Genomic DNA, 19,856 nt, shown 5'->3' with positions numbered 1-19,856 from the left:
TCTATCTATTTTGTCATTCCTCTGTATTCTCTGTGTCCCAATCCCGAATAGCATTTTGCTTCTTTCAAGGTCCGGTCAGACATCGGTTATTCACTCCGGCTCTTGTCTCGCGGTAAGGATTGAAGGTGGCTGCTGCCCTGCTGACAAACTTCTCCTCGGAAAATCGAAGTCCGAAGCACGAAAGCTTCTACGTCTATCGGTGCTTACAGGCTTCGAGGGCACTTTCATCCTCTGATGAAGCTACATTCATTGGGTATGGGGTTCGCTCCCGTGGTGTCCGGGGACAGGGGGATAGGAATCTCCCCTTGGACGAATCCTGTTTCCGGCTGAGCCTTCGCTCAGAGATGCATGTAGCCCAATCCTACCCGGCAATGCTCGGAGAGAGGGTGCAGGGAGGAACGACCGAAGATGGCCACGGCCAGCCAGTCTCCGTCGGTGGTCAAACCGATTTTCAGGGCAAAACTGGCATTGCCGTTGGTATGAATAAAAATGCTGTTGCTGGCTTCCAAAGCCGCGTGTACCAACGCGTGGATCTGTTTGGCGTCTTTGTGGATCACTCCGGTGTTAAGGCCGGTTGAGAGCACAGAATTTGTCAGTTTTCCCGTATGCTGTAAAGCGGCAACCGTTCCGCCGGTTTCGGTAACGCCACAGGTGATTCTCTCCTGAACGGTGTAATGTTCTCTTAAGTCATTTTCCTCCTGCCGGGTTTCGGTTAAAGCCAAGAGCAAGGCAGCCCGTTCGAGAGAGAATTTGTTGTCAGATTCCACCGGGATCGATCGCACTTGAGAGCCATCCTCCTTCCGCTGGAATATAAGGAAACGGGGTGAGCGCCGGGCTTCGCGCAGGGGAAGCCGGGGTTGCACTTCTGATACTGATAGGGAAAGAAAAAAACGCCGCAAGTTGCGATATTCGCATCTGCACGGCGTCGTTGCCCAATCAGTTAGTATGATGAATATTATAGACCTGAGCGTATCGTTTGTCATCTGTGGCAATTTGGCAGATGTGGGCAAATTGAGCCTCCCATCGGCAAAATGCGGGGTTTAGCTTGCGCTCAGGTAATCTTTGTATTCGCACCCTGAGTTTCTCTCATGGATAGCATAGGAGCTCTGAACCTCAATGGCACTGCCGCTTTTTGCTTGCCGCAGCCAGTCGTCTCGCTAAATTCGACTTAAGACAATCTACCGGCCACCAAGGTTCGGGAAAAGATGATGGACTTAGTCTTCTATATTGGCGCCGATGACGGCTATTTGCCTTTGGAATTTTAAAGCAGCCGGGGCTGTCGTAAACATTTGCAATTGCCATTGAAAAAAGTTCATCTCCCCTGTTTGCAGACCCATGTTGACCCGAGAAGAATACAGAAGAGAAGAGCGAAGATTGTTTTTCAAAAAGGTCTATGACGGTTCTCTTAATCTCCTTTTGATGAACGTCTTGGCAGAGGATGAACGCTCAGAGACTGAAATTGATGAACTCAAGCGTATTCTGGACGGTCACAGCGCGTTGGGCGTGAATACCCAAAACAATGTTGTCAGTAAACAGGTGCCGGCCGCTCGAGACAATGGGATTGAAATCCAGAGTATCCAAGGGCAAACGTTTAAAGGTAAAGTCATGCGCACCGCAAGATACTAAAACTGCTTTAGTATATCGTGATGCCCAACGTCAACAAGGATAATCATGGTGTCACCCTCGTAATACCAGACGATACGAATATCCATGTTGACGCTGCACTCGAATAAATCCTCAGCCCCTTGAATGCGCTTAGACCGCAAGGAAGGATGCATCGGATTCTCTGACAGTAGCTCCAGCTTGTTCATAAGCTGCTTCTTTTCTTGTTCGGTCAGCGATTTGAAATGCTTCTGGAAACGACGGGTGAAGGTAAATCGGTACGCCATCAGTTTCCCTCCAGCTTTGCGAACAGCGCATCCACATTATCAAAAACGGGCTGTTCACCAGAGGCAATTTTCGCTTTTGTTTCTTTAATTTCTTCCCGAAGCTCATTCAGATATTTCTTGGGATACACGGCCACCGGCACGATGCAAATCATACCGTCCCGCTCGTAAATCTCCATTTTGTCGCCTTCGGAGAGGCCCAATTTATCCACAAGCTCTTTGGGTATGGTGATTTGTGATTTGGCCCGAAATTCGGCTAACATACTCTATCAACTCCCAGCATGAAACGTCCTACTTTCCTACTTTCCTACCAACAGTATATGCTATTTTTCAAAAGATATCAACAGAAAAAAATAAATTTACCTCGGGCCATTTTGGACCGAAGTTGTGCGTCCGCCTGTCAGGGATAAAAACCCGCGAAACGCGAAAGCCGTCGAACGATTTGTGCAATCCGCGGGGTGAACTTTTGGCCTTAAAATCTCATGGATGGGGATTGGATACTTCTGAATTCATTGAGGAGGGGAAAGGCCGCCCCTTTACATCTTCAACCATTGTTTTGTATAATTTAGGAAGGGGTGGAAGGGGGTGAAATACTGAATGAACCCTATGTAGTTAAAGACAGTCTCACGTTGTCTATAAAACTAAACCTTTCCGCAAACTACGAACAAAAAGCACTGCTACTCCGCACGATGGACTCCTACAGGGATGCGATGAACTATGTTAGTCGATACGCTTTTACCCAGCTTGACAAGCGCGCTAATAAGCGAAAGTTAAACGATCTGCTCTACAGAGAATTGCGTATCCGGTATAATCTTCCGTCTCAGTTGGCTCAATCGGCGATTCGCAGAGTCGCGTCCACTTACCAAGGAGAGTGGACAAAAATAAAACAAAACGCCGAGCATCGCAAACTTGGGTACACCAAGAAATATTACCACGGTTTGGAGAAAGCTCCCGAATTCAAATCGCGCACGACTGAAATGGTCTACGGCAGGGATTATTCGTTCGGCAAGAACCAAACGGCCTCGGTCAATACATTTGGAAGGCCGAGTTCGCGTTGCTTATGAGGGGTGGACTCCTCACGTTGAGCGCTTGCGTTCGGGCGAGTGGAAAATTGGCACTGCCAAGCTCTGGTATGATAAAAGACGCAAGGCGTTATATCTGATCGTCCCGATCACACGTGAGCAAGGCGTTGACTTAAACGATATGACTCTAGTGCAGGGTGTTGATGTCGCTATGCGCTCTATAAGTCATCGCTGTACGGAGGGTACGCTACCCGCTAGGATGCCCATTATACAAGCCAAGCATGCCCCCGTTGCGAGCATACGAGCAAGAACAACCGGCCAGGAAAGGGACTGCTCTTCACCTGCGAAGCTTGCGGTTATACGCTGCATGCTGACTTGGTAGGCGGACGTAATGTAAGGCTTAGAACGTTGGTTGCCCGGCAGGACCGGACGATTACGGGGCGCGTTTCAACCGTCCCTGATGTGGATTCCAATGATACTGGGCCGGACCCGGTGGAGGAAAGCCGCAATCCTCTGACTTTAGTCAGGGGTAGTTGAATCAAATGCGTATATGCTAGAACTTAATTGCAATTGAAAAGTCAGTGTCTGACCATCTTTTGGGTATTCTAAAATACTTTTCTCAGGGATTACTTTCAGCTCCTTTGTGTCAACCGGCTCTTTTTGACCGTTGTCAAGATTAAACATATTTACCTGCTTGAGATAGGTCACACCAGGGCCTGGAGACTTTTGTGAGAATAAAATCAAGTTATTGTCCGAACCTACAGCGAAGAAATTTCCACCTGCATCGTGAAAGTCTGTGATCAACACATCCCTTTTGTTATCTAAATTTACTGCACGCAATTGGCTGATATAGGGCTGAGCCATCCTCGGCTTCATGAGATATATGGAATAAACGATCCAATTGTCACTGTAAAAGTAATTACTGAGGTAAACGCAGAATTGACCTACCGGAGTATTTTCTGTCAACGGTAGAGTGAGAATCTTCTCAGCAGACGATGTCTGTAATTGTCTGGTGTTTTTCGGGCTTAGATACAAAGAAAACGGAGTAAGAAGCGAAGGTACAGGCGAGCCGTTGCTATTCATTGATGGACTGGGGTTCCATACCACCCCGTGTGGGGTTTCAATACTCCTTTGTGGATTCGGAGTTCCGGCCTGAGAATTAGGAGTCGCGGAATTTGATACAGATGCGGTTATGTATGGTGATTTTGTGTGGTTACTGGTTGCAGGGTTTGCTGTTGGCGGGGTTAGGCCCGGTGACTGTGTGTGATTGGCGCTTGTAGTCTTGGTCAGATGAGTCGCGGCATTAGCGGTTTGGCCTGGGGCGCTGACCGTTGAGGCAATAGGATTGTTCAGGCTCGAACACCCCACGACCAAGGTCAAAGCCAGGGCTGCGACCGTCCACTTCACGGTTGCTTTTTTGAAAGTCAAAATCATGATAATTATCCTCTTGTTAAATTTATTGGCGAAACCAATCGTTCCCAGAGCCCAATGAGGTTCAGATAGGAGTTGCAAAAGACGGATAACCGTCTGCCCATATTGCTTATGTTCTTCCGGCCTGACGGAAGCCAGGGCCGTGGCGTCACAGGCCATTTCACAATCCTGCTTCATGTGCCGGAGCGTGTACCCGATGAGCGGATTAAACCAATAGATGACTTGTACCAACGTAACCCCGGCATTGACCCAGTGGTCTCGTCTTTTTAGATGGCTCAGTTCGTGTAAGAAAATGTAGCGCAACCCAAAACTCCAGCCAACCAGACAAGAGCGGCTGTGCCGAAGTTTTGCCCGAATGTTTGACCGGTCGGGGCTGGGCTGGGGAGGTTCCCGGCGGAGTGGGCTGAGCGAGGACTACTTCCCGGCAGAGGTTGGGTCGTGTGGGGGGGCGGTAGTGTGGGTGCGAGATTTGTGTGGGGTGAGGATGAGGAGGGTAGGGTCGAAAATGTAGGGTTTGCTGCAGGGGCAACCAGGGATTAAATGCACTGAATGAACTGGGCGGTGTCCAGGGGATGAGTAACCGCAAAATCAGCACAAACCAAAGGGCGTAATGCCAATGGGTACTGAGCTTCTGCCGGAACAGCCGCTGGATGAACAAGATCCCCAGGGCTAAAAGGCTGCCCATGAGCGATAAAGAAACAACGCCACGAAAGAGACCTGCTAAACCCATCTGCTGTCACATCCCTTCCCCTACGCCAGCCTTGCATCCAGCAGGTTTCTCAGATCTTCGATTTCTTGGGGAGACAAGTATTCATCCTTGACAAAGTTCGTCAGCAAGAGATGAAAGGACCGCGCTCATCTAAAAGTGCCTCCTTCTTACAAATGTCGTCTAAGCCAAGATTACACCAGTGAAGTCTCGCTGTCAAGTGGTATAAATTATCATTTCTAGCGGTTTCGATGCAGCAAGGTATTGCTTAGCCCCCAGGGATGGATGATTTTGATATAACAGATAGGAAAAGAAAGTTGCTTGCCGTTCCCACTCCATTTCTTTGCCACACCTCAGCCGTTAAAGTAACACGCAAGACAGGAGGGATGCTATGAACACGGACGAGGACGAGGAACACCAAACCCTGCGACAACTGCTTGACATCAACCGAGAACTCCTGCGGGTCCACCAGAAGAGACTAATGTGCCTGAGATTAACCAAAGCACAAGCCCAGGAGAGAATGGACCCGCTGGTGGCCCGGTATGAGAGGCTGCAAACCATGCTGGAAGAGTATGATAAGATAAGCCAGTGAATGGTTCCCCTGCAAGTGAGTGCGTCAAAATGAACGCTCGTTTATTTTTGTTGGCCCTGGCTAGATTGCAGGATTTCCAACCAAATTGTAGAATTGGTCAACAGCAAAACTTTTGTCGTTACGAAACACCTACAGTTATCCTCGACATAAAATGGGAATACCTTTGAATGTCAGGGGGTGAGTCAGGATGGCAAAAGTCTATTTGAGCTTTCTTTTTGGCCCGTCGGAAACTTTGTTCGATACCACTGGCGGCCATGGGTTTCCCTGGAATCAGCCCAGGCATTCCTGGATAATTGAGCGGTGTTCATTCTTCTTAGGTTGAACTGAGGTGTTATTCTTGATTATGTGGTGGACTTTGGGATTATGGCCTATCGGAGGAGGCTTATTACTTTTGTACTTATCTTACCAAAAGTGGTATATAAAGTGGGTTAAAGAAAGGATGCCGATCAGTGAAGAAAAAATAGTAAGAATGGAACGCCAGATGGCGATATATTTAATCATTTTCGGAAGCCTTTTCACACTAAAGGACCTAATCTAAATGAGGGCTTTATGTATGATGGTCTTTGCCGCGGCATCGGACAATTTGTAGAGATTTATGATGTTCCTAGATACAGAAAAAGCCAGTGATTAAAAATCAGTGGCTTTAAAGAGGGCAATCACGCCGAGAAGTATACTGAACGTCATGAATCTGTTGTTGTACTATTGGGCTTATCGTTTTTTCAAGCCGTTGGAACTTACTTCCACTCGTTTTTATATTGCCCGGTATTAGAGCTTGTTCTTGGCTGGTTTTTGAGCGACACTTAAAATAGATTTCGAGTAAGAATTTCTGTAATATCGCCCAACCACTTTTGATTGGGTATGGAAGCGGTAAAATCCTGTTGAATCAGGTTGAGACTGGCTTGGGCTGCGGGGTCTAACGGTAGTTATCTTGATGCCCAGAACGGAATGACGTATACAGAAATCATTAACAAGTGGTATAAGGATTTAGGTATAGCCGTATGTCCGGAAGTTGTCTACGTTCCAAATTCGTAATTACATTAGGACCGGCGGGGAAGGGCGTATCTCGTTCTTCCTCACCTTAATAGAGAAGGGGGACAGCATGAGAAGAATATTCCTTATTATATTTGTTATGAGCGGAATGCTGATTTTAACGGCTTGTAACTTTGCTCCAGTGATTTCCGGAGAAAGTAGCAAAGTACCAGGTAACCAGGGGTCGGGCATGGCGGATGTAAAAAATCCGAAGGCTCAGGTCATGGATACGGAAGGGCCTGCTCAAACCAATCCAGCACCAGAACACAAGCCATCGGATCCCAAAGGAATGTTCAGTAATGACTCTGGAAAGACCTACTATCTGAGCCTTATGGGGTTGAAGGTCCATACCGCTGCTCCAACGACGGGGCCGGCGAAAGTCGCTTGGGACTTTTCCGATTATCAGGGAAAGCAACAGTACGACAAAGCCTTGCTTTGTTTGAGTGGGCATGAACATCACGATACGATGGTATATGACGGATTAACTGGAAAACTGGCTTGAACTATATACCCTTTCGTGAACTAACACTTGGTTATTTGAGTTCAGTTCAGGGAACGGGAAATGTTTTACTGTTGCTACCATTTGGGTTCGGTCTTCCGTTTATAACTCGCGTTAATTTTAAAACCGTTATCTGGAAGGGAGCCCTATTTTCTGTTTCCATTGAACTTTTGCAGTTTGTCGAGAACATATGAATTCCTATGTGCTTGGTTTTCAGGATATTGATAAAACAAAATCCATGATTGTTGGGGGTAAAGGTGCCAACCTGGGGGAACTTGCCGGGATTGAAGGCATACGCGTACCGGATGGCTTTTGTATTACTACTGGGGCTTTTAAAAGAATCCTGGGGGAAACGTCAGCGATTGACGGATTGCTTGATCAGTTATCGTTTCTCAGGGTGGAAGACCGGGATAAAATCGGTGAACTTAGCGGAGAGATTCGCAGGGTCATTGAAGGGCTGGAAATCCCCCAAGACATAAATGAAGAGATAACCCGCTTCCTCTCCAGGCTTGGAGAAGAAAATGCCTATGCTGTACGATCCAGTGCAACGGCAGAGGATCTGCCGACGGCCTCCTTCGCAGGCCAGCAAGATACGTATTTGAACATTATCGGAAAAGAGGCGATCCTAAAGCATATCAGCAAGTGCTGGGCGTCTCTGTTTGCCGAGAGGGCAGTAACTTACCGCCTTCAAAACGCCTTCGACCACCGTAAAGTCCACCTGTCTGTGGTTGTTCAGAAGATGGTCTTCCCGCAGACGGCAGGAATTGTGTTTACTGCCGATCCCGTCACTTCTAATAGGAAGGTGTTATCCATTGATGCCAGCTTCGGACTGGGTGAGGCCTTGGTCTCCGGCCGGGTGAATGCTGACATCTATAAAGTGCGTAACGGCAAGATAATCGATAAGAGGATATCCACCAAGAAGTGGGCTTCATATGCATTAAAAGACGGTGGTACGAAAGAACAAGAGATCCCGCCTGAGCGGCAGGATAGGCAAGTGTTGACGGATGAGCAGATTTTGCGGCTTGAGCACATGGGCAGGAAGATTGAAGAACGTTTCGGCTGCCCCCAGGACATCGAATGGTGTTTGGCTGATGATACATTTTATATTGTCCAGAGCCGGCCAATCACTACTTTATACCCCATCCCTGAGGCAGATGACCAAGAAAATCACGTTTGTGTATCTGGTTTTGGATTTAATCAAGCAGGCCATACTGCAAGAGGCAGACCGTCTGGTGGAGGCCGGAGCTCTCAGACTGCCGGAGGATATCTATTGGCTGTCCCTGGAGGAAATTAAGCAGTTGCTTCAGAGATCACAACCGGACCATGACCTCATCAGCCGGCGGCAGGAAAAATTCCGACACGACGGCAGGCTTACCCCACCCAGGGCCATGACCAGTGAAGGGGAAATCATTACGGCTAAACAAGGAAGGAGAGTTCCTGCCGGTGCCCTGGCCGGAAGTCCTGTTTCCATCGGTATAGTAGAAGGCCGGGCCCGGGTCGTGCTTAGGCTGGATAATGCCAATCTGGAGAAAGGGGACATCTTGGTGGCGCCTTACACCGACCCGGCCTGGACGTCTTTATTTCCCCTGCTTGCGGGGCTGGTGACCGAAGTGGGCGGGCTCATGACCCACGGGGCGGTAGTAGCCCGGGAATACGGCATTCCGGCTGTGGTGGGGGTTGACGATGCAACCCGCAAAATCAAGGATGGGCAAACCATCCGGGTAGACGGCACCCACGGCATCATCACCATAATATCAACGGCAGGAGCCGGAACAACTTGAAGAACGGTAAGAGCGGACTGTTCAACGCTTTCTCCAGTTCGGTGCCTATATTGCGGGGCTGCTTCTTTTAGAAAAACAACTGTGGGTCTTGAAGGAAATCAGAAGGGTATGTCAAATACCTTCAAAGGCCACTAAGGAAAGGGCGGGGCAAAAGGAGAGGGCGGGATGAAAACCATCGAAGGGAATGATTGCAACGGTGACAAAGGACGATGTTGGTATTAGTGATCCGGCCGGGGAAGGGCCTAATATTAAAAATGTTTCTGAGACAGCCCTCTGGGTGGCATATTACCGAGCCGTGGAGACCAGGCGGCGTGATGCCCTTTTCCATGACCCATATGCAGGAGTCTTGGCGGGCGAACGAGGGGAGGAGATCGCCCGTACCATTCCCTATGGTAAAAATAGTGCTTGGTCAATGACTGTGCGCACTTGTCTTCTGGACGAAATGATCCTTCAACTGATTGGAGAAGAAAAGGTGGATGCCGTTCTTAATTTGGGCGCTGGATTAGACACCCGGCCCTACCGTTTGCCTCTTCCCGCATCGTTTAACTGGATAGAGGTTGATCTGCCGGGTATTCTTGCCTACAAAGAAGAGAAGCTGGCGGGTGTGAAACCGGTTTGTAAACTTCAGTCGGTTAGTCTGAATCTAGCGGATGCCGTGGGGGCACAGACACTATTCGCGGAAGTCAATGCCAGGAACGCGGGAGTGCTGGTTTTGAGTGAAGGACTCCTGGCCTGGCTGTCCAGGGAGGATGTGGAGGCTTTGGCCAAGAGTCTTCACGAGCAAGCCAACTTTACCTGGTGGCTCATGGACCTAATGACTGCGGCCCTTTCGCGATGGCTTGCTCAAGCGGGGTGGAGCAAGGCTACGGAAGCCGGAGACGCTAAGATGCAGTTTGCCCCTGAAGAAGGGCCGGATTTCTTTGCCCCGTACGGATGGAAGGTAGCCGAAACACGTTCAATGGGCCTGGAAGCCAGACGTCTGCACCGCGAGATGCCCTTAGCTTGGTTATGGCGACTGCTTATGCCGTTGGCCTCGAGAGAGAAAAGAGAGATGTATCGGCAATTGGACAGCGATGTAGTTTTACTAACCCACTCCTAGGGGCATACCTTGTCGGAGGTCAAATGAATGACTGTAGTTCAGACCGGACCTGATGCGGACATGGAGGTACTTGAGTTCATCCGGCGAGACCTGGGGTGCCGACTTGTTGAAATGCTTTTCCAGTATCCTTAAAGGGAGGAGCCGGAGCCCAAGCCGGTTTACATACGGACCGATTTTCGGGTCAACCACCCCATGCCTAAAGGCGGTCTGAAGCCAGGGGCTTCCGCGCGAAGCATTCGGTGAAAACGAGCGTGCCTGCAGAGCTGCTGGCTGTCTCTAGGATGCCGGCGCTTTATGGGAGTTTTCGGGGTAAGAAGAGAGGAGAGGTGGGAAGTTCAGGCCATGGCGTCTCAACTAGGGGTGGAGGGGTTAGGCATTAGACAGGCCTTGCGGGCGGATCTTGGAGATGTCCTCGGCTTATACCGTCAGTTGGATTTAAACAGGAATGAGGTTTTGCCACTGGAGCAGGCCGAGAGGATCTTAGCGAAGATGGAGCTGTACCCAGACTACAAGGTTTATGTGGCGGAGATCAACAGTGACATTGTCGGTACGTTTGCCTTGGCGGTTATGGACAACCTCGCTCATGCCGGAAAACCGTCAGGGCTCTTGGAAGATGTGGTCGTCGGTACGGGATACCGGGGCAAGGGGATAGGCCGCTTGATGATGGAGTATGCGCTCAGTTATTGCCGAAAGCAAGGCTGTTATAAGGTTGCCTTGTCAAGCAATCTTGCCCGGGAGGGAGCCCATGCTTTTTACGAACGGTTAGGTTTCAGGAAGCATGGATATAGTTTTTTGGTTGAACTTGGGTAAGGGCCAAGGCACGTGTGGTTGGTTTTCCTTGCCAGCGGTGGTCTGTGCCGATTTGTGGCGATGACTTAATTACCACTGCCTGCCGGGACTGCTGGCCATTGGATTGAACCGAAATTTGCAGTTCATTTCCTTGGATCATTTTTTTGTAGCGGACTATATTGGCTTGGCTATGAGAAAAACCACGCCCTTTGCCCCGTTTAAGGCAAACTTTATAAATGTTCTTTTTGATAGAGCAGAGAAGCCCTTGTGATGACCGCTTGAATACTCCCTGCGCCTTTAGCGCTCTATTGGGGCAGGCAGCGGTGTTGGGAAAGTTTCCGCGAGCCGGTGGGTTGCAAGAAGGATTATTTAGATCGGCGTAGAATATCCGTGATAGGATGAATACCCGTGAGAGGATAAGATAACGTAAAGGAAGGATCGCAAGTTGAAGGTAGTGGTCGTAGAGTATGACCCCCGCTGGCCGAGGATGTTTGAGGCAGAAGCGAATCTAATCCGAGGAGTGCTGGGTGAAGAGCTCATAGCCCTGTACCACATCGGAAGCACCTCCGTGCCGGGGATTATGGCCAAGCCAATTATTGACATGATGCCGGTGGTCCGCGATATTGAAGCTGTTGACCGGTTCAACGACAAAATGATCGAATTGGGATACGAACCCATGGGGGAGTTTGGGATTTCGCGGCGCCGGTTTTTTCGGAAAGGCGGCGATGCCCGGACACATCATGTCCATATTTTTCAAGAGGGAAGCGAGGACATCGTGAGACATCTTGCCTTTCGGGATTTTCTGCGTGCGCATGAGGATGCCGCCAGGGAGTACGGGGCCTTGAAAAGATTGCTGGCGGAACGTTTTCCGGATGACATCGAGTCCTATATGGACGGTAAAGACAGCTTCATCAAAGAGTTGGAAGCAAGGGCCTTGGCGCTTTATAAAACAATGTAACTACCTTGATTACTGTTTTGACAAGAGAAACTCACGGCGGATCCTTCAACGGGAGTCTCAGGGTCCGGTTATGCGTACAAAAGCGACGAAGGATGGGGTGCCGATGATGCCAAAGAGGAAGGAGTTCCCGTTGTCGGCCGCCATTATTGTATTGGCTACGGCGGTCCTGCTTCTGTCGGGATGTTCAAGTAACGGGGTTCCAGCCGCCAGTGCAGATGGGAGAATTATCCCAATAAGACTTTCAGAAGAGGAACAACAAGTGCTGGCCACGGTTGGGGTAGATGGGATGGATTACTTCGGTTTTCATATGAGTCTACCAAAGGCGAGCCTGCCCAGGAAGGAAAGCCGTGATGCCCATTACTGGGTAGATTATTACCATAATGGCACGGACAAAAAGTACCGCTGCAGTTCAAGTACCGCTGTTAGTTTGATAGGGGGTTATCACCCATTTGACACAGCCATCCTTCTGGTGTCCGAAAATATCATAGCCTTCCAATACATCATTAAGTGGCTTCTTGTGAGTGAGCATAAAACGCGCGTCGAGTTGACCCTCCTGAATCTTCCCGATCATGTCTGAGATGCCTTCGCCCCTGTGAACGCCCATTTTAACGGTAAGGTTCTTTGCGAACATTTTTTCCATGGGAATCATTAGGGGTTTGGAGAATACCGCGACGGTGGAGACAATGCCACCCATTTTGGTTATTTCGGCTGCCAGTTCAAAAGTCGATTCAATCCCGCCTGATTCTATTGCAGCATCCACCCCCACTCCATTGGTGATGTCCTGAATGATCCGGCTAACGTTTTGGCTGCCCGAATTAATGACAATATCAACAACGTGATTTTTAAGCAGAATATCCAATCTCTCTGACAGCACATCAATAGCGATGACTTTTTTAGCGCCAAAAATTGTTTTGGCGATCAGGCAAGCCGACATCCCGACGGGTCCGACGCCAACGACCGCTATCGTTTTTTCACTGTTTACTTCGGCATTTTTGACTCCGAACCAGCCTGTTGCCAGCATATCTGGGACCAGAATAACATCCTCTTCTTTGAGACCCGGAGGGATGGGATCACAGACCCTGTCTGCTTGGGGAATAAGAACATATTCCGCCTGAGCACCTTCGAGTTGGCCAAGGCCGAAGATCCCATACTTTTCACATAGGGCCGGCATACCGCTTTGGCACATTTTGCATGTCCCACAAGAGGCCGCCGGGCGAACAACGCAGCGTGTACCTGGCTTAAGGCGTTTTACAGACGAGCCTATTTCAACGATCTCCGCACAAAACTCGTGACCCACGGTTTTCGGAACTGAAACATTTGGTATATGGCCTCTTACCAGGTGAATGTCACTGGTGCAAATGGCTGCCAGCGTCACCCTGCCTATGGCATCGTTTTGATCCGTGATTTGAGGTGTCGGTACGTCCTCAAGGCCGTAGCGGTTTGGTCCGCGATAAACAAGGGCTTTCATGGTCTTTTTCAGCATTTTTTCAGCCTCAATTCCTTAACTATTTTGTAAGAATATCTTTGATTTTTTGTAAGCCTGCGTTGGGCTACAACATATATAATAAAAGTAAGTGTCGGCAGCCTGAAGGAGTATTTAAAGCAGGACAAAGTCGAGGAAGGTAGGAGAAGAAGGAGAAGGCAGGAGAAGAGAAAACAGGAGAAAACAGGATAAAGTAGGAGGTAACAGGAGAAAACGTGAGGGAACAGGAGAAGTCGGGAGGGTTTAGCTATGAAGAGGATGGTTTCGCTTCTTTGTCTGGCGTTTGGTTTCCTGTCGGTCAGCGGTTGCACCTCGGCGAAAGTTACGGAAAGCCAAGCCGGGGATAATCCGGCTCAACTCGTCCCCTCCGGCCGGTCTAAGCGTTGAAGCGATAACCCGTTCCCCAGATGGTCTCGATATAAGCGGGATTAGCGGAATCCCTTTCAATCTTTTTTCTTACCTTCTGAACGTGAACCGCCACGGTCGCCGGGTCTCCATAGCAATCCTCTCCCCAGATCGTATTGAAAAGGTGCTCTTTTGTGAAAACGATGTTCGGATTGGCAGCAAAAAAGAGTAAGAGTTCATATTCCTTGGTCGTGAAGGAGACCTCTTTGCCATTGACATAGACTTGATGAGAGGCGGTGTTGATTTCTAATCCGCCGCGATTGATGACCTCCGCAGCCGTTGCTTTACCGGTGAGGCGTTCATACCGCGTCAAATGGGATTTGATCCTGGCCATGAGTTCAGCCGGACTGAACGGTTTTGTCAGGTAGTCGTCGGCCCCGGAATCCAGGCCCCTGATCTTATCAATATCCTCACTGCGGGCGGAAACAACAATGACCGGGATCTCCAGCTTTTTCCGGACCTCTTTAATGATTTCAAATCCGTCTTTTTGCGGGAGCATCAGATCGACAATGAGGATATCGTAAATGCCGGAGAGGGCTTTCTTCAAACCCGCTACTCCTTCTTGGCTGATCTCCACCTTATAGCCGTTCAGCTGAAGATAATCCCGCTCCATCTCAGCGATATTAAGGTCGTCTTCTATGATCAAGACGTTTTTCATACTTCGTCTCCGTTTTCCTCGTCGCTGTTTACCGCGCTGTCCCGTCGGCCTGCAGCCGCTCCCGCGGGCTCACTGGTCTTTTGGTCGCTATTAACTGCGTTGCCGGCGATCGGCAGCTTGATCGTGAAGCAGGTGCCGCCTTCCGCCGGACTGGAAGCCACCACTTCGCCCTCCTGCGCTTCAATCAGTTCCCTGGCGATGGCCAAACCGAGCCCTGTGCTCATGAGGTCCTTGGAGCGTTCGGGATCAATCCGGTAAAACCGGTCAAAAATATAGGGGAGTTTCTCCTCCGGTATGCCCGGGCCGTTGTCTCTGATGCTGAGGCAGACAAAGTTCCCCTCTGCGTACAAATCCGTATCGACGCGCAGGTCGGCCGGGCCGTATTTCACAGCGTTGCCGATAATATTCCGAATGGCTTGCTGCACCCTCTTGCCGTCAATCCTAACGGATGGCGTCTCCTTCATCTGATCCCTATAGGTAAACTCATGATGCCTGTCCAGCAATTCAAACTCAAATTCAGCCATCAAGTCACTCATGAAGGGGCGTATCTTAAGGATATCATAGTTTAGGTCCATTTTAGCCAAATCCAGCTTGGAAAACAAAAACAAATCATCAATGAGCTTGTTCATATAGGTCGAGTTATTATAAATCGTGCGCAAATAGCGTTTGAGTTTTTCCGGCTCGCTGACATGCCCCTCCAGGATCATTTCCAGATACCCCTGGATGGAGGTTATCGGGGTTTTGAGATCATGGGAGATATTCGCCACCAACGTCTTCCTGTTCTCTTCATACTCGGAATTGATCCTTTGACTTTCGCTCAGTTTGGCTGCCATGTTATTGAATGAGTGAATTAATTCCCCTAAAAACTCGTCCTCAATACCGGGCTCCAGGGAAACGTGATAATTGCCGCGGGCTATCTCGGCAAATCCTGTTTTAAGCCGGCTGACCGGTTGAAAGACCCTTTTTTCCAGGCGCCCGAAAAAGACGAGCTGCGCCACCTCCTTGGCCACGATCAAAAAGGCAAAAACGATGCCGATGGCCCGAATCCCGACCCAGCGGAAGAGAATGTACAAAATCGCCAGATTCAAAATCAGAGCGAGCGGGCGTAAAAATCTCAACGAACGGTGCAGCCGCCTGAACTCCTCAGGGTGATGAATTCTTCGGTGCCCTCCGTGCAGGCGGGCGAATTCCTCGTGGAATTTGCGGTGTTGTTTATGGCGTTCCTCCGCCTGTCTCCGGCGCAGCTCGCGGATTTCACGGAAATACTTCTCCCGCAGCAAAGAAGCTTCCCTCGGTTTGGTCGGAGAGCCGTCGGCGGATTTCGTCTTCCGCTTGTTCCACAGCCCTCTGAAGTATTCTTTCACATTTTCTGCGAATTTTCCTTGCATTAGTCACACACCCGCTGCCCTTTTTTGTTACGCCAGAAGGTAATCGCCCTAAGTTAAGAAGAAATAAAGAAAATAGGGGAACTTCCCTCAACCCTGATTGAACCAATCGCTCACGTGAGCAATCCCCGCGCCTGCGGGAGTTTTCTTGAGTCCTCGCTGCTTGGGGGCTCAGCCGGTGTTCCAATGACTCCGTTGGAGTATAAGGAGAGTCCTGTGGAGCAATTGGTCGAATAAGACAAGCGATACAAGCGGGGGCGCGAAATTCACCCGGAATGTTCAGCGCCCCTCGTATCGCTGGGTAGACTCTGTCTTGATGACTCTCTAGCGGGCAAACGAGCCTGTCTGTTTCTCACCTGGCAAGCGAGCCTGTCTGTTTCTTACCAGGCAAACTGCAGCTCTCCCTGAAGACTCAGGCCTTTGGCGGCCCCGAGCTCGCCCTCCGTTTTTCCTTCCACCTTAAAGGTTATCTGCTCAACTTCTTTCTTCTTGTTGACTTGCAGAGTGAGCTCCGCAGCGGGCTTTTCCATGGCCGCAAATTCCCTGAAGGGCAGGGGAATATGAAGTTCGTGCTCCGGTCCTTGAGGCATTCCGGCATGCATGGTTTTAAACTGGGTCAGAAATTCGCCCAAATTGAGCGTAAGCCATGTCTTGTCCTCTCGTTCACTGACCTGCATCGTGTCGAGCAGGTTTAGGAAGGAAGCGAGCGCCGTCAGTTTGTGCTTGATTCCCGGATGCCCAATTCCTTCGCCATCGATCATTCCGGGTCCGAAATGATGGTGCATGTGCCTTCCCCAGTGCCGGTGCATTCCCGCCGCCTGGTCTGCGGAATTGAACTCAAGGCTGGTTTCGTGTTTGACCTTTTTCCCTTCCATGTCGAGCTCCGCGCTGATCTTCGCTTTGACTTCCCCGACGGCGAAGTTTTTCTGGAAGTCATTGCGGAGGCTCAGGAAGCGGACTTGATCTTTTTTCCCTTCCAGGACCAGGGACCCATTGACGCTTTCCTTTTCTTTCAGGGTCGTAACCACATCGTACAACAATTTGAGCTTATTCATTTAATGACCTCCTTCTTTTGGTTTCGAGGTCATTATAGCGGGCAGATTTAAAATCCCTTTAAACCCTTGATAAAAATTCCTTAAAAAACTTTAAAGCTGCTGATAACTTATCCTATTTTACCCCGGGTTGGCAAGGACAAGACCAAGGCAGTCCAAGGCACTCTAGGGCAGTCCAAGACAGTCCAGGGCGCTCTCACACCAGACCTTCCAGGGTTGTGTCCTTGAGAAGTTTACGAACAATACTCTGGCCGGGAAGGGGGCGTCCGTCGGTCAAAGTTTTGGCCGCGGCGGCCAGGACACGGATGTCATATTTCGAGGGATAAACCGGAATCACCTCTTTTTCCAAACCCAGCAATTGATACACAGCCATCATGGCGGTCCTGACCGAGTATTCCACCGTGAAAACACAATCGTCGGGAACTTCGGCAAACTGACCGAGAAAGGCTAGGTTAGTGCTGCCCGCGGGAACGACGTCCGGGCGGTCGCCCTTGACCCGGGGCATGAATTGGCTGGTGATATAAGGCATCATGCACGGGATGACGTTGGCATCCTTTAATATTTCGGGGATTTTGTCCCGGAGTCCCATGTGATATAGTAGTTCTGTGGCCAGTTCCTCACCGGTGCAATCGGACATTTTCTTCTTGACAAAATTGCCGACATTGTCCGGGAACAAGCCATAGGCCCATAAGACTAAGACATCCTTTGGTTGGTTGATGAAATGGGGCTGCTTGGAGCAGGTCCAACTCATGAGCCAGTTCGAGTCTTTGATGGTGACCACTCCCCCGGTAGCAGGGCCTCCGCTGAGGGGATCGTTGCCCGTAAATTCCTTGAGGAATTGGTTCATCAGAGGGGTTTTGAAGGTCAGGGTGAAGGATTCCCACTTGGTCTTATCAATGTCACCGCAGAATACCTCGGGATGGCCAAAGGACGGGTCTTTGGCCGCGATCTTCTTCCAAAGGGTCCAGCAGCCCGGACGGGTGGTGTCCCGGTTCAAAACGGCGGGTTTGTGCATACTACCCAGGGTGGAGTTTTCGGTCATCGAGCCATTGGTGACGAACACCAGTGTGTTTTCGTCAACCCCGATCTTGTCGGGCTTACTCCGGCGCAGGATATGGATCCCGGTTACCGTCTTTGTTCCGCCGCTAAGCTGAATATCCAGGTCCGTGACCTGGGCGCCAAGATCAAAGTTCACGTTCTTATCTTTCAACCAGGTGAGTAAGGGAAGAATCAGGGCATCATACTGGTTGTACTGGGTGTGCAGAATTCCTTTAAGTTGGTTCATACCCGGCAGCATGTGCATGAAGCGTTCCATATACCGCTTCATTTCCACCACGCTGTGCCAGTTTTCGAAGGCGAACATGGAACGCCAGAAACACCACAGGTTGGTTTCCAGGAAAGACGGGTCGAAGAATTCCTCAACCGTCGTGGAGCCAAGACTCTCCTCCGTGGCCAGGATCAGAGCCGTGATTTGTTTAACATGCGCGTTGGATAGTCCCAGATGGGAAAAGTCCGCTTTTTGACCGCATTGGTGAGTTAAACGGTTGTTGGACTCGTTGGGCTCCGCCAGGTTCAGCTCGCGGAATTCATCGAGGACGGTTCTTTCAGGGTTATTGAGCGAAGGAATGAAACTGAACAGATCCCAGGCGCATTCATAGTGCTCTTCCAGTTCCCTGCCCCCGCGTATGATGTAGCCGTGTTCGGCATCTCCGGCTCCATCCATGGCGCCGCCCAAGACCGGGGTTTCTTCCAGAATCGTAATGTTATTTCCATCCATATGCCCGTCACGAATAAGATACGCTGCCGCGGCCAGAGACGCGATCCCGCCTCCGATCAGATAGGCTCTTTTGTTTTCGCTTCCGGTTTCTTTTAAGGGGTTGATGTGTTGATAGCTGCCCATATGCCACCCTACCTTTCTTGTTCTTTGGAGTTTTTACGTTCTGCAACTATCTTAGCCTGCGAAGAAGCTGGATGAAATGGTCAATAGTTTGAGTTTGCGTAATGTCGTCACAAAAGATACAAAGTGTGCAACGGTTTTGGCCCGGCAGGGAAAGACAAGGACGGTAGAAGGAGGAGCAAAGGGGACAAGGCCGTGAAAAACTAGGGAAGATCGCAAGGGGGGAGCGGTATGGCTCATTCCGTGATGACAGAGATGACGAAAAAAGTATTGGCGGAAGCGTTAAAACGCCTTATGACGACAAAATCGCTCAATAAAATTACGGTTCAAGAAATTGTGGATGAATGCCATTTAAACCGCCGTACCTTTTATTATCATTTTCATGATGTTTACGAACTGTTGGGCTGGATCTACCAAGAAGAAGCCATTGCCCAGCTGCAAACCCACGATGATTGCAATACCTGGCAAGAGGGCTTTCTCAATATATTTCTGTACATACAAAATAACAAAGAAATATGCCTTTGCACGTTCTATTCCTTGGGACGCGATCACCTGGAGAATTTTCTCTATTCGGTTGTCTACGGCTTAGTCAAACACGTGGTGATCACCCTGGCAGGTGAGATGAAGGTGGATGAGACGTACAAGGACTTCCTGGCCAATTTCTACACCGTGTCTTTTGTGGGTCTTCTCATCCAGTGGATGCAGAAGGGTATGAAGGAGAAGCCGGAGAAAATCATAAGAAACCTGTCGATCACCGTGCGCGGCACCATGCTGAACGCCTTAAAACAATATGAGGAGGAGCATTCTTCGACACATTAACCATTTTGTGAGAATATCTTTACTTTTTCGTAAGCAGGCGTTGGGCCATAACGTATATGTATATGATGAAAGCGTTGGGAATCACGGTTTCAATTGTTAGATAAAGGAGCGAGAAGAATGAGCATTAGCAATTTTAAGGTAAGTATTTCCCTGATTTGGTCCATGAAGAAGCTCATGACTTGGGCAAGGGAATTTGGATTGGGACCTTGGTGTTTGAGAAATACTTTATGCGGGTTAAGAATAGAGTGGTGTTAGTGGTGATCATCGATAACATCTACGGACAAACGGACGTACGGGCGATATCTACGGGGAGTTCAGAGGGTATGATTTTTAATTTTGATTGAGGACGTATGAAGTTTTGTGTA

At 49.6% G+C, this 19,856-nt stretch carries 22 protein-coding genes and 2 pseudogenes; 14 read left to right on the top strand and 10 right to left on the bottom strand.

The genetic code is table 11. The features are described 5' to 3' along the window. Positions 1 to 338: 338 nt before the first annotated feature. Positions 339 to 773 (bottom strand): HutP family protein, encoded by a 435-nt coding sequence (locus tag MNU25_RS14535; RefSeq protein WP_240986871.1) that lies wholly within the window; start codon positions 771 to 773, stop codon positions 339 to 341. A gap of 562 nt (positions 774 to 1,335) precedes the next feature. Here MNU25_RS14535 and MNU25_RS14530 point away from each other — a divergent pair. After that, positions 1,336 to 1,626, top strand: a complete 291-nt coding sequence (locus MNU25_RS14530) for a hypothetical protein (protein ID WP_261487348.1) — start codon at positions 1,336 to 1,338, stop codon at positions 1,624 to 1,626. Here MNU25_RS14530 and MNU25_RS14525 read toward each other — a convergent pair. Then, a complete protein-coding gene (locus MNU25_RS14525) occupies positions 1,623 to 1,889 on the bottom strand; it encodes a type II toxin-antitoxin system RelE/ParE family toxin (protein WP_240985720.1) in 267 nt (88 codons plus the stop codon). The two genes, MNU25_RS14530 and MNU25_RS14525, sit on opposite strands and share 4 nt — an antisense overlap. Next, positions 1,889 to 2,149 (bottom strand): AbrB/MazE/SpoVT family DNA-binding domain-containing protein, encoded by a 261-nt coding sequence (locus tag MNU25_RS14520; RefSeq protein WP_240985719.1) that lies wholly within the window; start codon positions 2,147 to 2,149, stop codon positions 1,889 to 1,891. The genes MNU25_RS14525 and MNU25_RS14520 overlap by 1 nt, the downstream gene beginning before the upstream one ends. Before the next feature lie 447 nt (positions 2,150 to 2,596). On the opposite strand from MNU25_RS14520, the gene MNU25_RS14515 reads away from it, so the two are divergent. Both MNU25_RS14515 and MNU25_RS20590 read left to right on the top strand, forming a co-directional pair. Then, complete coding sequence (locus MNU25_RS14515; RefSeq protein WP_240985718.1) at positions 2,597 to 2,950, top strand: hypothetical protein; 354 nt, start codon at positions 2,597 to 2,599, stop codon at positions 2,948 to 2,950. Positions 2,951 to 3,178: 228 nt separating this feature from the next. Continuing rightward, positions 3,179 to 3,445: pseudogene (locus MNU25_RS20590) on the top strand (zinc ribbon domain-containing protein); the annotation flags it as partial. On the opposite strand, the gene MNU25_RS14510 reads toward MNU25_RS20590, so the two are convergent. Together MNU25_RS14510 and MNU25_RS14505 are read right to left on the bottom strand one after the other, a co-directional pair. Continuing rightward, positions 3,428 to 4,642 carry a M56 family metallopeptidase gene (locus MNU25_RS14510; protein WP_240985717.1) on the bottom strand — a complete coding sequence of 405 codons (1,215 nt, stop codon included), beginning with the start codon at positions 4,640 to 4,642 and terminating at the stop codon, positions 3,428 to 3,430. The pseudogene MNU25_RS20590 and the gene MNU25_RS14510 overlap by 18 nt on opposite strands. Next, a complete protein-coding gene (locus tag MNU25_RS14505; protein WP_306425071.1) occupies positions 4,545 to 5,069 on the bottom strand; it encodes a M56 family metallopeptidase in 525 nt (174 codons plus the stop codon). The genes MNU25_RS14510 and MNU25_RS14505 overlap by 98 nt, the downstream gene beginning before the upstream one ends. 367 nt (positions 5,070 to 5,436) lie before the next feature. On the opposite strand from MNU25_RS14505, the gene MNU25_RS14500 reads away from it, so the two are divergent. The 8 genes and pseudogenes from MNU25_RS14500 to MNU25_RS14475 all read left to right on the top strand — a co-directional run bounded on the left by MNU25_RS14500 (position 5,437) and on the right by MNU25_RS14475 (position 11,792). Beyond that, positions 5,437 to 5,637, top strand: a complete 201-nt coding sequence (locus MNU25_RS14500) for a hypothetical protein (protein ID WP_240985716.1) — start codon at positions 5,437 to 5,439, stop codon at positions 5,635 to 5,637. A gap of 1,099 nt (positions 5,638 to 6,736) precedes the next feature. Next, a complete protein-coding gene (locus MNU25_RS14495; RefSeq protein WP_240985715.1) occupies positions 6,737 to 7,168 on the top strand; it encodes a hypothetical protein in 432 nt (143 codons plus the stop codon). Next, positions 7,165 to 7,359: a VanZ family protein gene (locus tag MNU25_RS20585; protein ID WP_420838687.1), complete on the top strand. Its 195-nt coding sequence runs from the start codon at positions 7,165 to 7,167 to the stop codon at positions 7,357 to 7,359. Before MNU25_RS14495 ends, MNU25_RS20585 begins: the two co-directional genes overlap by 4 nt. Beyond that, positions 7,356 to 8,348: pseudogene (locus tag MNU25_RS20795) on the top strand (PEP/pyruvate-binding domain-containing protein); the annotation flags it as partial. The gene MNU25_RS20585 and the pseudogene MNU25_RS20795, both read left to right, overlap by 4 nt. Continuing rightward, positions 8,257 to 8,946 (top strand): PEP-utilizing enzyme, encoded by a 690-nt coding sequence (locus tag MNU25_RS20790; protein WP_476724250.1) that lies wholly within the window; start codon positions 8,257 to 8,259, stop codon positions 8,944 to 8,946. The pseudogene MNU25_RS20795 and the gene MNU25_RS20790, both read left to right, overlap by 92 nt. Positions 8,947 to 9,142: 196 nt before the next feature. Further along, positions 9,143 to 10,045: a class I SAM-dependent methyltransferase gene (locus tag MNU25_RS14485; RefSeq protein WP_240985714.1), complete on the top strand. Its 903-nt coding sequence runs from the start codon at positions 9,143 to 9,145 to the stop codon at positions 10,043 to 10,045. 342 nt (positions 10,046 to 10,387) lie between these two features. Beyond that, entirely contained in the window at positions 10,388 to 10,855 is a 468-nt protein-coding gene (locus MNU25_RS14480) for a GNAT family N-acetyltransferase (protein ID WP_240985713.1), read from the top strand. Between the two features lie 424 nt (positions 10,856 to 11,279). Continuing rightward, positions 11,280 to 11,792: a GrpB family protein gene (locus MNU25_RS14475; protein ID WP_240985712.1), complete on the top strand. Its 513-nt coding sequence runs from the start codon at positions 11,280 to 11,282 to the stop codon at positions 11,790 to 11,792. A 409-nt stretch (positions 11,793 to 12,201) separates the two neighbouring features. Here the strand turns inward: MNU25_RS14475 and MNU25_RS14470 are convergent, their stop codons facing one another. Beyond that, complete coding sequence (locus tag MNU25_RS14470; RefSeq protein ID WP_240985711.1) at positions 12,202 to 13,275, bottom strand: alcohol dehydrogenase catalytic domain-containing protein; 1,074 nt, start codon at positions 13,273 to 13,275, stop codon at positions 12,202 to 12,204. Positions 13,276 to 13,524: 249 nt separating this feature from the next. Between MNU25_RS14470 and MNU25_RS14465 the strand changes: the two genes are divergently transcribed. Beyond that, a complete protein-coding gene (locus MNU25_RS14465; RefSeq protein ID WP_240985710.1) occupies positions 13,525 to 13,662 on the top strand; it encodes a hypothetical protein in 138 nt (45 codons plus the stop codon). On the opposite strand, the gene MNU25_RS14460 is transcribed toward MNU25_RS14465, so the two are convergent. The 4 genes from MNU25_RS14460 to MNU25_RS14445 all read right to left on the bottom strand — a co-directional run bounded on the left by MNU25_RS14460 (position 13,652) and on the right by MNU25_RS14445 (position 18,675). Then, positions 13,652 to 14,338 carry a response regulator transcription factor gene (locus tag MNU25_RS14460; protein ID WP_240985709.1) on the bottom strand — a complete coding sequence of 229 codons (687 nt, stop codon included), beginning with the start codon at positions 14,336 to 14,338 and terminating at the stop codon, positions 13,652 to 13,654. The two genes, MNU25_RS14465 and MNU25_RS14460, sit on opposite strands and share 11 nt — an antisense overlap. Continuing rightward, positions 14,335 to 15,726 (bottom strand): sensor histidine kinase, encoded by a 1,392-nt coding sequence (locus MNU25_RS14455; protein ID WP_240985708.1) that lies wholly within the window; start codon positions 15,724 to 15,726, stop codon positions 14,335 to 14,337. The genes MNU25_RS14460 and MNU25_RS14455 overlap by 4 nt, the downstream gene beginning before the upstream one ends. A 377-nt stretch (positions 15,727 to 16,103) precedes the next feature. Beyond that, a complete protein-coding gene (locus tag MNU25_RS14450) occupies positions 16,104 to 16,778 on the bottom strand; it encodes a hypothetical protein (protein ID WP_240985707.1) in 675 nt (224 codons plus the stop codon). Positions 16,779 to 16,971: 193 nt separating this feature from the next. Next, positions 16,972 to 18,675 (bottom strand): oleate hydratase, encoded by a 1,704-nt coding sequence (locus tag MNU25_RS14445; protein WP_240985706.1) that lies wholly within the window; start codon positions 18,673 to 18,675, stop codon positions 16,972 to 16,974. A gap of 228 nt (positions 18,676 to 18,903) precedes the next feature. On the opposite strand from MNU25_RS14445, the gene MNU25_RS14440 reads away from it, so the two are divergent. Beyond that, complete coding sequence (locus tag MNU25_RS14440) at positions 18,904 to 19,491, top strand: TetR/AcrR family transcriptional regulator (RefSeq protein WP_240985705.1); 588 nt, start codon at positions 18,904 to 18,906, stop codon at positions 19,489 to 19,491. A 179-nt stretch (positions 19,492 to 19,670) separates the two neighbouring features. After that, positions 19,671 to 19,835, top strand: coding sequence for a DUF6054 family protein (locus MNU25_RS14435; RefSeq protein WP_240985704.1), 165 nt, complete (start codon positions 19,671 to 19,673; stop codon positions 19,833 to 19,835). Positions 19,836 to 19,856 lie beyond the last annotated feature (21 nt).

The sequence above is a fragment of the Acididesulfobacillus acetoxydans genome (assembly GCF_902729405.1).
Lineage (GTDB): Bacteria > Bacillota > Desulfitobacteriia > Desulfitobacteriales > Desulfitobacteriaceae > Acididesulfobacillus > Acididesulfobacillus acetoxydans.
This window is presented reverse-complemented; position numbering and strand designations above follow the sequence as displayed.

Bases quoted from the DNA above. Each gene is read 5' to 3' on its own strand.
- MNU25_RS14505 (WP_306425071.1), bottom strand. From the start codon at position 5,069: ATGGGTTTAGCAGGTCTCTTTCGTGGCGTTGTTTCTTTATCGCTCATG.
- MNU25_RS14480 (WP_240985713.1), top strand. From the start codon at position 10,388: ATGGCGTCTCAACTAGGGGTGGAGGGGTTAGGCATTAGACAGGCCTTG.
- MNU25_RS14440 (WP_240985705.1), top strand. From the start codon at position 18,904: ATGGCTCATTCCGTGATGACAGAGATGACGAAAAAAGTATTGGCGGAA.
- MNU25_RS14520 (WP_240985719.1), bottom strand. From the start codon at position 2,149: ATGTTAGCCGAATTTCGGGCCAAATCACAAATCACCATACCCAAAGAG.
- MNU25_RS14465 (WP_240985710.1), top strand. From the start codon at position 13,525: ATGAAGAGGATGGTTTCGCTTCTTTGTCTGGCGTTTGGTTTCCTGTCG.
- MNU25_RS14450 (WP_240985707.1), bottom strand. From the start codon at position 16,778: ATGAATAAGCTCAAATTGTTGTACGATGTGGTTACGACCCTGAAAGAA.
- MNU25_RS14495 (WP_240985715.1), top strand. From the start codon at position 6,737: ATGAGAAGAATATTCCTTATTATATTTGTTATGAGCGGAATGCTGATT.
- MNU25_RS14500 (WP_240985716.1), top strand. From the start codon at position 5,437: ATGAACACGGACGAGGACGAGGAACACCAAACCCTGCGACAACTGCTT.
- MNU25_RS20790 (WP_476724250.1), top strand. From the start codon at position 8,257: ATGATACATTTTATATTGTCCAGAGCCGGCCAATCACTACTTTATACC.
- MNU25_RS14460 (WP_240985709.1), bottom strand. From the start codon at position 14,338: ATGAAAAACGTCTTGATCATAGAAGACGACCTTAATATCGCTGAGATG.
- MNU25_RS14525 (WP_240985720.1), bottom strand. From the start codon at position 1,889: ATGGCGTACCGATTTACCTTCACCCGTCGTTTCCAGAAGCATTTCAAA.
- MNU25_RS14515 (WP_240985718.1), top strand. From the start codon at position 2,597: ATGAACTATGTTAGTCGATACGCTTTTACCCAGCTTGACAAGCGCGCT.
- MNU25_RS14445 (WP_240985706.1), bottom strand. From the start codon at position 18,675: ATGGGCAGCTATCAACACATCAACCCCTTAAAAGAAACCGGAAGCGAA.
- MNU25_RS14455 (WP_240985708.1), bottom strand. From the start codon at position 15,726: ATGCAAGGAAAATTCGCAGAAAATGTGAAAGAATACTTCAGAGGGCTG.
- MNU25_RS14530 (WP_261487348.1), top strand. From the start codon at position 1,336: ATGTTGACCCGAGAAGAATACAGAAGAGAAGAGCGAAGATTGTTTTTC.
- MNU25_RS14470 (WP_240985711.1), bottom strand. From the start codon at position 13,275: ATGCTGAAAAAGACCATGAAAGCCCTTGTTTATCGCGGACCAAACCGC.